This is a genomic window from Arthrobacter zhaoxinii (assembly GCF_024385505.1).
In the GTDB taxonomy this organism is placed as follows: Bacteria; Actinomycetota; Actinomycetes; order Actinomycetales; family Micrococcaceae; genus Arthrobacter_B; species Arthrobacter_B zhaoxinii.
On record NZ_JANFLT010000002.1, the window covers coordinates 310,694 to 324,911 of the forward strand.

At 65.0% G+C, this 14,218-nt stretch carries 13 protein-coding genes; 6 read left to right on the top strand and 7 right to left on the bottom strand.

Annotation, left to right across the window (positions count from 1 at the left end; translation table 11 throughout):
• Positions 1-23: 23 nt before the first annotated feature.
• Both NNX37_RS05020 and NNX37_RS05025 read right to left on the bottom strand, forming a co-directional pair.
• Positions 24-650 (bottom strand): TetR/AcrR family transcriptional regulator, encoded by a 627-nt coding sequence (locus tag NNX37_RS05020; protein WP_255791203.1) that lies wholly within the window; start codon positions 648-650, stop codon positions 24-26.
• Positions 651-936: 286 nt separating this feature from the next.
• A complete protein-coding gene (locus tag NNX37_RS05025) occupies positions 937-1,746 on the bottom strand; it encodes a DUF1295 domain-containing protein (RefSeq protein ID WP_255791204.1) in 810 nt (269 codons plus the stop codon).
• Between the two features lie 185 nt (positions 1,747-1,931).
• Here NNX37_RS05025 and NNX37_RS05030 point away from each other — a divergent pair, with 185 nt between their 5' ends.
• The 4 genes from NNX37_RS05030 (at position 1,932) to NNX37_RS05045 (ending at position 6,511) form a co-directional block, all read left to right on the top strand.
• Positions 1,932-2,771 (top strand): formate/nitrite transporter family protein, encoded by an 840-nt coding sequence (locus tag NNX37_RS05030; RefSeq protein WP_255791206.1) that lies wholly within the window; start codon positions 1,932-1,934, stop codon positions 2,769-2,771.
• Between the two features lie 293 nt (positions 2,772-3,064).
• Positions 3,065-3,577, top strand: a complete 513-nt coding sequence (locus NNX37_RS05035) for a CarD family transcriptional regulator (protein WP_255791520.1) — start codon at positions 3,065-3,067, stop codon at positions 3,575-3,577.
• A gap of 539 nt (positions 3,578-4,116) precedes the next feature.
• Complete coding sequence (locus NNX37_RS05040) at positions 4,117-5,478, top strand: hemolysin family protein (protein ID WP_255791207.1); 1,362 nt, start codon at positions 4,117-4,119, stop codon at positions 5,476-5,478.
• Entirely contained in the window at positions 5,471-6,511 is a 1,041-nt protein-coding gene (locus NNX37_RS05045; protein ID WP_255791208.1) for a hemolysin family protein, read from the top strand. The genes NNX37_RS05040 and NNX37_RS05045 overlap by 8 nt, the downstream gene beginning before the upstream one ends.
• A gap of 3 nt (positions 6,512-6,514) precedes the next feature.
• On the opposite strand, the gene NNX37_RS05050 is transcribed toward NNX37_RS05045, so the two are convergent.
• The 4 genes from NNX37_RS05050 to NNX37_RS05065 form a co-directional block, all read right to left on the bottom strand.
• A complete protein-coding gene (locus NNX37_RS05050) occupies positions 6,515-7,108 on the bottom strand; it encodes a DnaJ family domain-containing protein (protein WP_255791209.1) in 594 nt (197 codons plus the stop codon).
• Positions 7,109-7,181: 73 nt separating this feature from the next.
• On the bottom strand, positions 7,182-7,757 hold the full coding sequence (locus NNX37_RS05055; protein ID WP_255791210.1) for a hypothetical protein: 576 nt from the start codon (positions 7,755-7,757) through the stop codon (positions 7,182-7,184).
• Between the two features lie 15 nt (positions 7,758-7,772).
• Positions 7,773-8,918 carry a zinc-dependent alcohol dehydrogenase gene (locus tag NNX37_RS05060; protein ID WP_255791211.1) on the bottom strand — a complete coding sequence of 382 codons (1,146 nt, stop codon included), beginning with the start codon at positions 8,916-8,918 and terminating at the stop codon, positions 7,773-7,775.
• Positions 8,919-8,970: 52 nt separating this feature from the next.
• Complete coding sequence (locus NNX37_RS05065) at positions 8,971-10,521, bottom strand: sensor histidine kinase (RefSeq protein WP_255791213.1); 1,551 nt, start codon at positions 10,519-10,521, stop codon at positions 8,971-8,973.
• A 377-nt stretch (positions 10,522-10,898) separates the two neighbouring features.
• On the opposite strand from NNX37_RS05065, the gene NNX37_RS05070 reads away from it, so the two are divergent.
• Together NNX37_RS05070 and NNX37_RS05075 are read left to right on the top strand one after the other, a co-directional pair.
• Positions 10,899-11,849: a lantibiotic dehydratase C-terminal domain-containing protein gene (locus NNX37_RS05070; protein WP_255791214.1), complete on the top strand. Its 951-nt coding sequence runs from the start codon at positions 10,899-10,901 to the stop codon at positions 11,847-11,849.
• A 55-nt stretch (positions 11,850-11,904) separates the two neighbouring features.
• A complete protein-coding gene (locus tag NNX37_RS05075; RefSeq protein WP_255791215.1) occupies positions 11,905-12,636 on the top strand; it encodes a GAF and ANTAR domain-containing protein in 732 nt (243 codons plus the stop codon).
• A 22-nt stretch (positions 12,637-12,658) separates the two neighbouring features.
• Here NNX37_RS05075 and NNX37_RS05080 read toward each other — a convergent pair whose 3' ends face one another.
• Positions 12,659-14,137, bottom strand: coding sequence for a mannitol dehydrogenase family protein (locus NNX37_RS05080; protein WP_255791216.1), 1,479 nt, complete (start codon positions 14,135-14,137; stop codon positions 12,659-12,661).
• Positions 14,138-14,218: the final 81 nt, after the last annotated feature.

Genomic DNA, 14,218 nt, shown 5'->3' on the forward strand with positions numbered 1-14,218 from the left:
GAGAGAAACTTAGCGGCGGGGCCCTACGCCTCGGGGAAGCCGTCCCTCGGCCACCAGCACGGGAGCAGGTAACGCAGCGAGGCCAGCCGGGCCTCGACGTCGTCGTCGTCGCTGGCCACCCACTGCTCGAACCAGGAGGCGTAGGCGCCGGCGAGGAAAGCGGCGGTCGCCTCCAGGTCCAGGGCCGGCGGCACCTTGTGCGCCTGCCAGACATGGAGTGCCAAAAGGATCCGTACGTTTAGCTGGTCGGCGAGGATGCCGAGGAAGGTCTCGGTGTGAAACAGCGCCCGGTAGACCCGCTGTTCCGCCTTGATGTGCTGCAGGATCTGCCGGATGGACTCGACGTACAGATCCCCGATCTCCGCGACCGTCCGGCCGGTGCCGCGCTGATCCAGTTCGATCGTGCCCAACCGGTCCACGACGCCGGCGTACACGGACCCGGCGAAGTCGAAAATGTTGCGGTGGTGTCCGTAGAAGGTGGTGCGGTGCACCCCTGCCTGCCGGCAGAGCGCGGCAACGCTGATATCCGCCAATTCGTGGTCCCGCAGCAGTTCCCACAGGCCCGCCTCCAATGCGTCCCGGGTACGGGTCATCCTCGGCTCGTCGGAGGATGGGCGCCGTGGCGGCTTGGGGTGGTGCAGTCCGGGCATGGAACTTATCTTCTCAGATACACGGAAGGGCCCCGCCGAAGCGAAGCCCTTCCGTGCCGCGGCGCTGGGGGACGCCGCAAGCTTTTAGTTGTCGCAGGCCCAGTGGTCGATCAGGCCCGCGGTCTCGCCGCCGTCGACGATGAAGTCCGCACCGTTGGAGAAGCTGCAGTCCCCTCTCCAACAGGTTCGTTTCTATCCTGCCTTATTCAACACCTGTAGAAGAACTTCCCATTCCGAAAAGTTTCGAATGTGACCGAGCAGACAGTTTCGCCCCCTCCCGTCCGTCCTAGTGCTTCGGACCCAGCCGAGGGGGAAGCGGAATGATCGGTGAGGTCCGACGCCGGTACCCGGCGTATTCGGGGTAGCGCGCCTGGGAAATGCTCTCGGTAAAGGCGGTGGAACCGGCGAAGAGCAGCGTCACCAGGACCGGCCCGGCGAGCGTCCAATGCAGCCAGGCACCCGAGGCGGTAACGGCGAACCCGTAGAAGAGCCACCACTGCGCCTGTTCAAAAAAGAAGTTCGGATGGCGCGAGTACCGGAACAACCCGGTCTGCAGGAAATCGACGGCGGGGGTCCGGCCGGCAGTCCGGAGGGCCTTCTTCCATTGCTGAAAGTTCCACTGCTGCTGGTCCGCGAGCGTTTCCCCGGCCAATGCAGCCAGGAACAGGAGCGCCAGCAGCCAGTCCCAGCCGGTGAGCGGCCCGGGATGGTGATAGACGGTCAGCACCGGAAGAGTCATCACCCAGATAATGAAGTTCTGGTAGACGCTGATGAACAGCAGGTTGAAGGCCTGGAACTGCCAGGACTTCAACCGGCGCCGGAGGATGCCCCAGCGATAATCCTCGCCGCCGGGGGCATACCCGCCCTTGCGGGCAAAGTTGAACGTCAGCCGGACACCCCAGAGGGTGACCAGGACCGCCATCAGGGTTACCCGGGGGTCGCCGTCGGACGCCGCTGCGAAAACCCACAGGTAAGCCACGGGAGTTACGGACCAGATGCGGTCCGTCCAGGAGTATTCACGGGTGGCCAGCGACAGCACCCAGGTGCCGGCGCAGGTGGCGGCAAATATCTCCAAGCAGACGCGGACCGGGTCCATGCTTGGAGGATACGGTTGGTTTCCTGCCGGCGGGACCCCCCGCAGAGCAGGAGGCGGTGTTGCGCCGCAGGTTGATCCGGGGCCCTGCACCTGTCTCTGGCTCGGGGCAATGCCCGGGCGCCGTTCCCCGCAGGCTTATGGTTGCAAAGGTACGCACACAGCATCCATGCACCCGAAAGGACGCCATGAGCGAGGAACGCCGCAGCGAAATCGGAGAATCCTCAGCACCGGTGGAGGATGAACTGAAGGAATCCTTCGACAACACGGTGACGGAAGGCGCAGAACGGCTGCACCGCACTTTCCGGACCATCCTGGTGACCGGGTTGTTCGGCGGCATGGAGGTTGGCCTGGGCGTGATGGCCTATCTGGCCGTGATGCATCAAACCGGGGACCATCTGCTGGCCGGCCTGGCCTTCAGCGTCGGCCTGATTGCCCTGTTCCTGGCCCACAGCGAACTGTTCACGGAGAACTTCCTGATGCCGGTGGCCGCCGTCGCCGCCAAGGAGGGAAGCGTTAAGTCGCTGGCCAAGCTCTGGGGCGGAACCCTGCTGGCCAACCTTGCAGGCGGCTGGATTTTCATGTGGATTGTGATGCAGGCCTTTCCGCAGTGGGGGCCCACCGTCGCCACATCGGCGTCGCACTTCACCGAGGCGCCCTTTTCGCTCCAGACCGTTGCACTGGCCTTCCTAGGCGGCAGCACCATCACCCTGATGAGCCGCATGCAGCAGGGAACCACCTCGGACCCGGCCAAGATCGTGGCGACCGTAATCGGTGGTTTCCTGCTCGCCGGACTGCAGCTCTTCCACTCGATCCTGGATTCCCTGCTGATCTTTGGCGCCATTGTTTCCGGCGCGGACATCACGTACCTGGAATGGCTGGGCTGGTTCGGCTACACCCTGCTGTTCAATATGCTCGGCGGGCTGGTGCTTGTCACGGCACTGCGGCTGGTGCGCACCAAGGAACTGGTGGCGCAGCGGCGCAGGGAGGCACCCGAGGACCCCGACGCCGCCCGCAGGGACGCCTGAGACGGACCCGAGGCCGGTGGGATTGACCACCGCTGAGCGGTGCGGAGAAGGGGTACTTGCGCAGGGAGGATAAACTGACTGAACAGCGCGGGACCGGAGGCCGGACAGTCATTGACGAATCCGTCAACCTCCTGAGCACTATCCGCTCCCCTCGCCTGGAAATTGACTCCTTCTCTATTGCCCGCCCGCCCGGCCGTCACCCTTCGCTCGTGACCGGCATGGACAGGTCCAAGCGGTCTTGGGAGCCCGCTTCTAAAAGCATGCTCGGAACCATTGAACAGAGGGACGTCATTTTGATTTTCACCGTCGGACAGACACTGGTGTATCCGCACCACGGCGCCGTTACCGTGACAGATATTTCACCCATGACCGTCAAGGGGGTGGAGCGGGAAACCCTGACCTTCCGCGTCCATGCCACTGAGCTGACGATCAAGCTCCCGGCAGACAACGCCGAAGACGTGGGGGTACGCGCCGTCATCAACGACGACGGCGTCCAGGCCGTGTTTGCGGTGCTGCGCGGACCGGTGGGGATGGAACCCGACAACTGGTCCCGCCGTTTCAAAGCCAACGAAGGCAAGATGTCCACCGGCGAGCTGCACCTGATTGCCGAAGTTGTCCGTGACCTGTGGTGCCGCGAGCGGACCCACCCGCTGTCCACCGGGGAGAAGCGGATGCTGCTAAAGGCCCGCCAGCTGCTCGTTTCCGAACTTGCACTGGCCCGTTCCTCTTCCCTGGAAGATGCAGGCGACCTGCTTGATTCCGTGCTGATGGAAACGGCCGGCGAGCCGGAACTCGCCACAAGCTGATCCCCCTGCCTCCCCGCGCTTCGGAGCACGCGGCCACAGCCGCCGGAAGTGCGGGGAGGCAAGGAAATCCCCGTTTTGGATCAACGCGGGGTGGCGTTGTATCAAGGAAAGTAGGACAGTTTCCGCCTTTAGCGGAAGCTCCCGCTGCGGATCAAGAGAACTTCGAGGGCCTTGATGCCTGGGCCCGGAAAGGCGCCCGTGAACTTTCCCTGTACATGTTTTTGCCAGCCTGTGCCAGGCACCGGCCGGCTGGGGATCGAAATCTATGACCCGTTCTGCCTGGTGCGCCAGCACCGGGTCGCGGGGTCCACCAACCACGAGCCGACGTATAGATACGACCAGGGAAGCTGGTAGCCGGACCGGCCCGGAGACGCGCTTCCTGATAAGAACCTTGGAATCGCGCACAGGGGCTTCCTGTATTATTTCTTGGACTATGGATGACCCTCCCTCACATAAACCCATGCCCCTCCCCGTCCTGACCGACGTGCAGACTGTGTTCACCCCGGCTGCACCGGCAATCACGAGAGAGGGGCAGCCCCATGTATGAATGGCTCATGGTCGGCGTAGGTTTGCTCCTCACCGTCGGCACCGGACTGTTTGTCGCCTCCGAGTTTTCCCTCGTCAATCTGGACCGTGCGGAGCTCGAGGCCCGGCGCGACAAGGGCGAGAAACGCCTGACTCCAACGATCAACGCGCTGAAGATCACCTCCACGCACCTTTCCAGCGCGCAGCTCGGCATCACCCTGACCACGCTGCTGACCGGGTACACCTTTGAGCCGGCGATTAGTTCGCTGCTGCGCTCCCCGCTCACCACGCTGGGCCTTCCCGAGGGGATGGTGCCGGGAATCGGTGCCGTCATCGGCATTTTCCTCGCCACGGTGTTCTCGATGATCATCGGTGAGCTGGTACCCAAGAACTTTGCCATGGCCCTCCCCCTGGGCACGGCGAAACTCGTGGTGCCTTTCCAGACCCTCTTCACCACGGTGTTCAAGCCCGTGATCCTGCTGTTCAACAACACGGCCAACGCAATCATCCGATCCTTCGGGATCGAACCCAAGGAAGAACTCTCGGGCGCCCGCAGTGCCGAAGAGCTCAGCTCCCTGGTTCGCCGCTCCGCACTGGAAGGCGTGCTGGACCTGGACCACGCCGTGCTGCTGAACCGGACCCTGCGCTTTGCCGAGCACTCCGCGGCGGACGTCATGACGCCCCGCGTGCGTATGCGGACTGTCCACGAGTCCGATACCGCCGAGCAGGTGGTGGCCGTTGCCACAGCAACCGGCTATTCCCGCTTCCCCGTGATCGGACGCGATTCGGACGACGTACTGGGCGTGCTGCACCTCAAGCAGGCCTTCGCCGTCCCGCTGGCCGCACGGGCCTCCGTCACCGCCGCCGACCTCATGGTGGAACCGCTGCATGTACCCGAGTCCATGGGCGTTGATACCCTGCTGGGACTGCTGCGGGCCCAGGGCCTGCAGGTAGCGATCGTCTCCGACGAGCACGGCGGCACCGCCGGAATCGTGACGCTCGAAGACCTCGTTGAGGAAATTGTCGGCGAACTCGAGGACGAACACGACCGCGCACGCGTCGGCGTCGTCCGCACGGGCCGCGCCATCACGTTCGACGCCGCGCTGCGGCCGGACGAACTCCTCGACCGCACCGGCGTCGAGGTTCCCGACGGCGAGGAATACGACACCATCGCCGGCTTCGTCACGGACGAACTGGACCGGCTGCCGGAACTGGGCGACGAAGTGGAAATCGAGGGCGGCAGCCTCCGCGTGGAGCGAGTGGTCCGAAACCACATCGAACGCCTGTGCTTCACCCCGTCGGGATCATCGGAAACCCCGGTGAGCGCCCATGACCGCATTGTCGACTCGCTGACCAAGGAACTGACCCATGAGTGAATACCTGCCCGGAATCATCTGGCTCGTAGTGCTGCTCGTGGTCAACGCGTTCTTCGTCGGGGCTGAATTCGCCGTTATCTCGGCCCGCCGGTCCCAGATTGAGCCTAAGGCCGAAGCCGGAAGCAAGGCCGCGAAAACCACGCTGTGGGCCATGGAGCACGCCACGCTGATGCTGGCTACCAGCCAGCTTGGCATTACTGTCTGCTCCCTGGTCATCCTGAACGTCTCGGAACCGGCCATCCACCATCTGCTGGAGATCCCGCTGGGCCTGACTCCCCTGTCTGCAGACGCCATCGGGATCATCGCGTTCGTAGTGGCGTTGCTGCTGGTGACGTTCCTGCACGTGGTGGTGGGGGAAATGGTGCCGAAGAACATTTCGTTCTCCGTGCCCACCCGCGCCGCACTGCTGCTGGCTCCGCCTCTGGTGATGGTCTCCCGCATCGTCCGTCCGGTCATCTGGGCCCTGAACGGCATAGCCAACGGCGTCCTTCGCCTGTTTCGGGTGGAGCCCAAGGACGAAGCCACCAGCGCCTACACCTTGGACGAGGTGGCCAACATCGTGGAGCAGTCCACCCGTGACGGGGTCCTCTCGGACAGCAGCGGCACCCTGACGGCCGCGTTCGAGTTCACGGAGAAGACCGTGGCCGACGTCGAGGTTCCCATCAGCCAGATGGTGCTGCTGCACGAAACCGCGACCCCTGCGGACCTGCAGCAGGCCGTGGACGTCCACGGCTACTCGCGGTACATCCTCACCAACGACGACGGCGACCCCGACGGCTACCTTCACCTGAAGGACGTCATGGACCTGACCACTCCGGACGAGTTCGCCGCACCGGTTCCGCCCAAGCGGATCCGCCGCCTGGCCTCGGCCTACCGGGGCAGCGACCTTGAGGACGCCCTGGCCACCATGCGCCGCACCGGCGCCCACGTGGCACGGGTGTTCGATGCCAAGGGCAACACCACGGGTGTGCTGTTCCTCGAGGACATCATCGAAGAGCTGGTGGGCGAAGTCCACGACGCCACCACCGTCTGACGCCTAGCGGAAGCGTTTCCACCAAGGCCGCCGCTGCTCCGGTTCCGGAGCGGCGGCGGCTTCATTTTCCGCTGCCGCGGCCTTCCGTTCCCGCCAGCGCTGCACTTCCAGTTCGACGTCGCGGACGCGCGTGACAACGGGGGGACCGCCTTCTAGCTGGCGGCGTGCCTCGATGACCCGTGCATTGAAATCCTCCACGATCTCCCGGACCTGCTTGTCCGTCCACCGCGTGTCCAGCCGCGCGTCGAGTTCGGCGTCTTCGGTGCGGAGCAGGATGGCTTGAGGACCGAGGCCGGTGACGTTCTCTCGCTGCATCAGCCCCTTGATCCACCAGTCCGGATCATGGCCGTCACCCAGGTTCGGCAGGGGTTTGCCGGCGTATTTCAGGTTGTCGAAGTCGCCCCGTGCCATCGCGTCGCGGATCAGGTAGTCGGCCTTGGCGGCGTCGTCGACCTTCCGCCGCTTGTGCTGCAGCTTGCCCTCCGCCGTGGCCCGTTCCAGGCCTTCCTCGTCCAACCCGCCCCCGGACGCGGCCGCCCTCAGCCGGGCCGCACGTTCCATCCTGCTCCGGTACTGCTCCACGCCTCTGCCGTCCATGGTCTCCTACCGCCTAAGCCGTCCCGTTATGGATTCCAACAGGCCGGGACCCCGCCGGTATTCCTTGGATGGGCTACTTCCGCAGCCGCCGCACCACCGCGCCGACGGCGGTGGCCGCCCCGGCACCGGCCAGCAGCCAGGGGCCGCCGACAATGATCGGATCGATCCACTGATGGACGACGTCCGCCCGCCTCCGGCCCGCCCGGGAGGAGTATCCGTGGCGGGAAAACTCGCTCAGCACACCGGTCTCGGTGATGGGGTTGTCCGGGTGCAGGGTCGCGAAGGAGGTCAGATGGCTCTCCACAGCGTCCACCCGGTCCGCGGCGAGCAGGATCAGCCAGTGCGCGGTGCGGGCTTCGCTGAACCGGCGGTAGGCGTAGCGGCGCATCACGCCGGACAGTCCCTTGGGCGGGCACGCGGTGCCGAACACGGGCGTGAGGAACTTGTGCTCGATGGACCGTTCGCGCGGATACTTTTCCTCCTGGCGCTCCGGGAATTCCCAATGGGCACCGCTGAGGGTCGGGTCAAACTGCAGCCTGGGCACTGCGGGACGGTCCCGGGGATCAAGGTCTGCGCCCCAGCCCGGGATCCGTGCACGCAGTTCCTCGCTCGTGGGGGTTCGGGACGGCTTTTGCGGGGTATAGGGCATTGCGGAATCCTTCCTTCAGGAACCGGGGATGATGACGGGCTTGATGCAGTTATCCAGCTTCGCGGAGAACATGTGATAGCCCTCGGCAATGTGTTCCAGCGGAATCCGGTGCGTGATGATCTCGTGGGGCTTGAGGTAGCCGGCCTTGATGTGCTCGAACAGGCGCGGCCACTGCCGCTTCATCGGGGTCTGGTTCATGTTCAGCGTCAGGCCCTTGTTCAGGGCGTCGCCGAACTTCACGGCGCTGTAAACCGGCCCGTAGGCACCCATCACGGAGATGGTTCCGGCCTTGCGCACCGAGTCGATGGCCCAGTTCAGTGCCACCGGGGACCCGCCCTGCAGCTTGAGCTTTGTCCCCGTGACGTGCTGGAGGAAACTCCCGTCCGCCTCGGCTCCCACCGCATCGATTGCGACGTCGGCACCCAGGAAATCGGTGGTCTTCTTCATCTGGACCACAATGTCGTCATACTCGGTGAAGTTGTAGGTCTCGGCGTGGGCGAAGGTCCGCGCCTTTTCCAGCCGGTAGTCCAGGTGGTCAATGACGATGACCCGGCCGGCCCCCATCAGCCAGGCAGATTTGGCGGCATACAGCCCCACCGGTCCGGCGCCGAAGACAATCACGGTGTCGCCCTCCACGATGTCCCCCAGCTGGGCCCCGAAGTAGCCGGTGGCCAGCGCATCGGTGCACATGAGGGCGTCTTCCTCATCCATCCAGTCGGGGATGATAGAGGGTCCGACGTCGGCGAACGGGACCCGCACGAATTCGGCCTGGCCGCCGTCGTACCCGCCGGTGGTATGCGAATACCCGTAGAGGCTGCCCACGGCCGTGGCGTTGGGGTTGACGTTGTGGCAGTTCGAGTACAGCCCGCGTGCACAGAAGTAGCAGGAACCGCAGTAGATGTTGGCCGGAACCATCACCCGGTCGCCGGCCTTGAGGTTCTGCACGGAGGACCCTACCTCCTCGACAACGCCGATGAACTCATGGCCGAAGGTCATTCCGATCCGGGTGTCGGGCATCAGTCCGTGGTACAGGTGCAGGTCGGAGCCGCAGATGGCCGCCCGGGTGACCCGAACAATGGCATCGTTGGGATGCTCAATGGGCGGTATGTCCTTTTCTTCGACCCGGACTTTGTAGGGTCCGCGGTACACCATCGCTCGCACTGGGCTGCCTCCTCGTCTGGAGTCGGATCCGGCCCCTTAACAATAAGCAGACTTAGTAACTTTGCAAGCCCGTACCCGGTGCTGCCGCCGGAAGCGTCACACTGAAGACCGTTCCCTGCCCGGCCGTGCTGCTGAAGCGGATGCTTCCGCCGTGTTCCTCCACAATCCTGCGCGCGATCACCAGTCCCAGCCCTGCCCCCGGAATGGCGGCCGTGAGGGCCTGGCCTGACCGGAAGAACCGGGTGAAGACCTGCTCCTGCTCCTCAAGCGCCATGCCCATGCCGTTGTCAGCCACCTCGATCAGCACAGATTCGTCCTGCCGCCAGGCCCGCACCTGCACCTTTCCACCCTCGGGCGAGTACTTGACCGCGTTGGAGACCAGGTTTTCCAGCACCTCCCGGATCCGCCCGCCGTCCACCGTTGCCTTCAGATCCGCCGGCACCTCGACGTCGAACTCCACACCGTTCATCCGGGCACGGGGGCCGAAGGAATCCACGGCGGCGTTCACCACGGGGGCGAGGTCCGTCTCCCGCAGCTCCAGCGCAGCATTGCCGGTGGCCACGGACAGAAGGTCGGTGACCAGCTGCAGCAGCCGTTCAGCGTTCCGGACGGCGGTCTGCAGGGCTGTCTCCACGGCGTCGGGCAGCTGCACCTCCTGCTCCAGTGCCATGTCGAGGTAGCCGAGGATGGAGGTGAGGGGAGTCCGCAGCTCGTGGGAGACATTCCCGACAAACTCGCCCTGCGCCGCCAGCGCACGCACGAGCTGGGTAACGTCGCTGAAGGCCAGGACCGAACCCCTGAAGTTTTCTCCGTCCCGCATACTGCGCGCGCTGACGCTGACTGCCATTTGCCCCCGGCCGGTGCCGATCCAGACAATCTGTTCGGAAAAGGACTCGCCGGAAATCGCCCTGCGGATGGGACGCTGCTCGTCCGGAAGCGGAGTTTTCCGGTCCGGCCCGTAGACCGGCCATGCCCCGCCCCCGAAGGTGTGGGATTCCAGGGATTCACCGGAGGAGACGAGGGACCGGCTGCTTTCCATCCGTGCGTTGGCAAGGATTTCCCGACCCGTGTCATCCACCACCAGCACACCGACATCCACGGTGTCCAGGACGGTCTTGAATAGCGACTCCCGCTGCTGGGCCCGCAGCTCGGCAGCGCCGCGGGCAGCTTCCGCCTGCTGCAGCGCATCAGCGAGGCGGCGTTCATCCCGGCGGTCACGGGGCGCGGGAAAGACAGTGATCAGGTCAACGGTACTGCCGCGGGAGTCCATCCGGACTGCGGAAATCCAGGCCGGCAGCCTGGCATTGTCCGGCCCCCTGAAGTCCACACCCAGATTCGCCGACGATCCGGCAGCCAGGGCCGCGCTCCATCGCTCGTACTCGGGCAGATCCCCCGATGAAAGCAGGTCGGCAAAAGCAGTTCCGGCCAGCGCACTCCGGCTCCTGCCGGCCCACACTGCAAAAGTGGAGTTTGATTCCAGGATGACGCCGCGTCCGGAAACCAGGACATAGCCGGACGGGGAGCGGTGAAACAGGGTGGGCCAGTCCGGAATAGGCGTCCGTTCCCGGCCGATGCGCGGAAAACGGCGGGAAAACATTGGCATAACGGACCTTTGGGAAGAACAAATAGTCAGGGACTTTTCCGGGGACCCGCATTTGTTAATACCGATTGCGCATTGTGCCCGGCAAAGAATTTATCAGCCTGCTTGTAATATGCCGCAATATGACGGGTGTCCCTGTGCTCCTCCGTATGCACACCCGTCCGCACCGCCCGGCCCAGGCCCGGCGGTGCATGCCGGTGCGGGGCCTGGAGATACTACTACCAATCGGGCACTTCGGGCGGGGTTCCGAGTGTCTTGGCAGAGAGGAACTTTCGGTGGTGGACACGGCCGTCCAAGTGGGAAAGACTTCCATCCCGGGACGCGCTGCAAGAGGCGTTCCGGTGGGGTGGCCCAGCAGAAACAGCACCGAAAGGATGGCCATGACCCAGCCAGCCGTACTCCGCACCCCCTCCCGCCCGTCCCCCCGCCTCGCGTGGTGGAACCTGACCATTGATGCCGGTGGTTTCGAACTGGCCGACCGGATCATCGGTGAACTCGTGGCGCCCCTTATCGCCCAGGCAAGGCTGTGTGGAACCCAGCGGTGGTTCTATACCCGCCGTATGCAGCCCTCGAACGCTCAGGTCCGGCTTCGCGTGCTCGCCCCGCCGGAGACCCTGGAGCGGCTCAAGTCCCTGCTGGGAGCCCTGCAGGAACAGTCCGGCGATCCGGTGCGCAGTCTCGCAGTGGAGCATGATTTCAGCGAGCCGGTGCTGGACCGGACCGTCGGCACGGACGCACTGCTGCCCTCAGTCGAAGCCGATCTGGCCCGCTACGGCGGAGTTGACGGGCTTGCCCTCGCGGAAGAAGTCTTCGAGCTTTCTTCCGATCTCTGCCTCTGGGCAACGGCCCGGTTTGCGAAGGCGCAGAACCGGTCCGCCCTGGCTTCGCTCCTGCTCTTCGATTCCGCCTACGCGATGATGAAGGGACCGCGCGCATCCACCTGGCCGGACCGTCGTCGGGTCTCCTGGGAGTACTACTGGGACAGTCATCTGCACAGCTGCACTGCAACGGACCCGCGGGCCGCGGGAGTGCAGAAGGCCACCGGGGCGCAGGCACAGGCCCAGCTGATGCCCGTCCACCGCCTGATGATGGCCACGGCATCCGAATCCGCAGTCACGAACTGGCGCAGGCGCTGGCTGCGGACCATAGACACCTACCTGTACCGGGCGGACAAGGCCGGAGCCAGCCGCAGCGCCCAGCACCTCACCGTTTTCCAGGCGCACGGCCTGTTGAACCGACTGGGGTTCACCCTTCGCCAGGAGGCACTGATCGGGGTTTATGCGCGCACCTGGAGCCGGGAGAAGGAAGTGGAGCTGGCGGAGGCCACCTGAGCGTGCGGCGGGGCAGCGGCGGCGGGCCGGGGACGGGCGAGGATAGAATCGGCGTATGAGCCTAACCGCGGACCAACACTCCGTTGCAGCTGAATTGCAGCAGCTAATTCTGCAGACCGAGTCGGTGGAGCTCTTCCTTGAGGGCTTCGCCACGCGTGCGGCTGAACTTTTCAGCAGCGACGCCGAAGTCCTGGCCGGGGTGACCCTGCTTCGGAACAAACAGGGCACCACCGTGGCCAGCAGCAGCGAGGCGGCGCGGGCGCTGGATGAAGTCCAGTACGGCTTCGGAGACGGACCGTGCCTGCGGGCCTCGCGGACGGGGCGGACCGTCATGGTGGACGATGTGCGCACCGACCCGCGGTGGCCGGACTATACGGACGCCATCCGGGACCGCGGTTTCCATTCCATCCTCGGCGTCCCGCTTATCCTCGGTAACGACGGCGGTGCCGGACTGAACCTGTACGCCCGGGACGCGGGCCACTTCACGCCGCACATCGTCCAGTCCGCCGAAGCGTTCGCCGCCGAGGCCGCAGTCACCCTGCAACTGGCTGTCCAGATCGCCCGGCACAAGAGCACAGCCGATCATCTCCGCGCGGCCATGGAAGCCAGGACCACCATCGACGTTGCCGTGGGCATTGTCATGGCGCAGAACAAATGCAGCCAGGAAGCGGCCTTCGAGATCCTGAGCGGTGCCTCCAGCAACCGGAACGTGAAACTCCGGGACGTAGCCGAGCGCGTGGTGCAGTCCGTAACCGCGCAGACTGTGAAAACGCACTTCGTCGACTAGGCACCCCCGGGACACTGTCCGGTCAGGCTTTGTCCACCAGCGCGGCGACGGCCGCCCGGGCACCGCTGCGGTGCAGGGTTCCGAGGGCGGACAGGTACTCCTGCGCAAACCCCGGATCGGAGGACAGGTTGGCAAAGAAGTGCTCCTGCGAAATAAAAGCCAGCGGATCCTCCCGGTTCCGGGTGGCCGCGGCCATCACCTCGTCACGCCGGTTATCGACCACCCGGATCTGTTCACCTGCTTCGTCCACGCCCTCGGCGTAGCGTGCCCACGAGGCGATGATGGCGGCTGACCTGGCGGTTTCGCCGCCGGCGGCCACATTCTCCCGGACCACCGGAACCAGCCATTTCGGAATCCGGTCGGAGCTTTCGGCGCACAGCCGGGCGAGGGTGTCCCGGACGTGTTCATTGCCGAAGCGCTCCAGCAGCCTTCTCTTGTAGGCGTCCAGATCGACATTCGGAACCGGGAGCAGGGTGGGGGTTGCTTCCCGGTCCATGTAGTCCAGGAGGAACTGTGCCATCTGCGGGTCCCGCGCGGCCTCGTGCACGTATCGGTAGCCCGCGAGGTAGCCCAGGTAGGCCAGGGCCTGATGGCCGCAGTTCAGCAGACGCAGTTTCATGTATTCGTACGGTTCGACGTCGGCCGCCATGTTCACGCCGGCGTCCTCCCAGGCCGGCCGGCCCTGGGGAAACGTGTCTTCCAGGGCCCACTGCTCAAAGTCCTCTGCGATAACCGGCCAGGCGTCCTCCACCCCGAATTCCTCCGCCAGCAGGGCACGGTCGGCGTCGGTTGTCGCCGGGGTGATCCGGTCCACCATGGAGGAAGGGAACGAGACGGATTCCTGCACCCAGTCCCCCAGTTCGGGATCCAGCAGCCGAGCGAATTCGCCAAAGGCCTTGCGTGCCACCTCGCCGTTGCCCGGGACGTTGTCGCAGGACATCACCGCGAACGGTGCCACCCCTCGGTCGCGTCGGCGGCGCAGGGCCTCGGTCACCAGGCCGAAAACACTCATGGGAACCGCGCCGGGCTGCAGGTCCGCGGCGACGCCGGCGGACGCAGCGTCGAACTCGCCCGTGGTATCGCTGATGTTGTAACCGCCCTCGGTGATCGTCAGGGAGACAATGCGGGTGGCCGGGTCCGCCATTTTCTCAATGACGGCGTCGGGATCCTCGGGTGCGAACAGATATTCAACGATGGAGCCGATTACGCGGGCTTCGCGGACACCGTCAGGGTGCTTCAGCATCAGGGTGTACAGGCAGTCCTGGCTGTCCATCACGGTTTTCATGGCGGCGTCCTGCGGCAGAACGCCCACGCCGCAGATGGCCCAGTCGAGGGCCTTGCCCTCGTTCATCAGCCGGTCCAGGTACATGGCCTGGTGTGCCCGGTGAAACCCGCCCACGCCGAAGTGCACAATCCCGGTGGTCAGCCGGGAGCGGTCATATAGGGGCCGGGACAGGGAGGCCGGGAGATGGGGAAGGGACTCTTCATTGAGCTTGGTCATAACGCCGCCTTAGGCCAAAGGATTCCGCTAAAGCTACCAGATTCAGCCTTGGCCGCCCGGGTAAAGCGGTCCTGCGGCGTA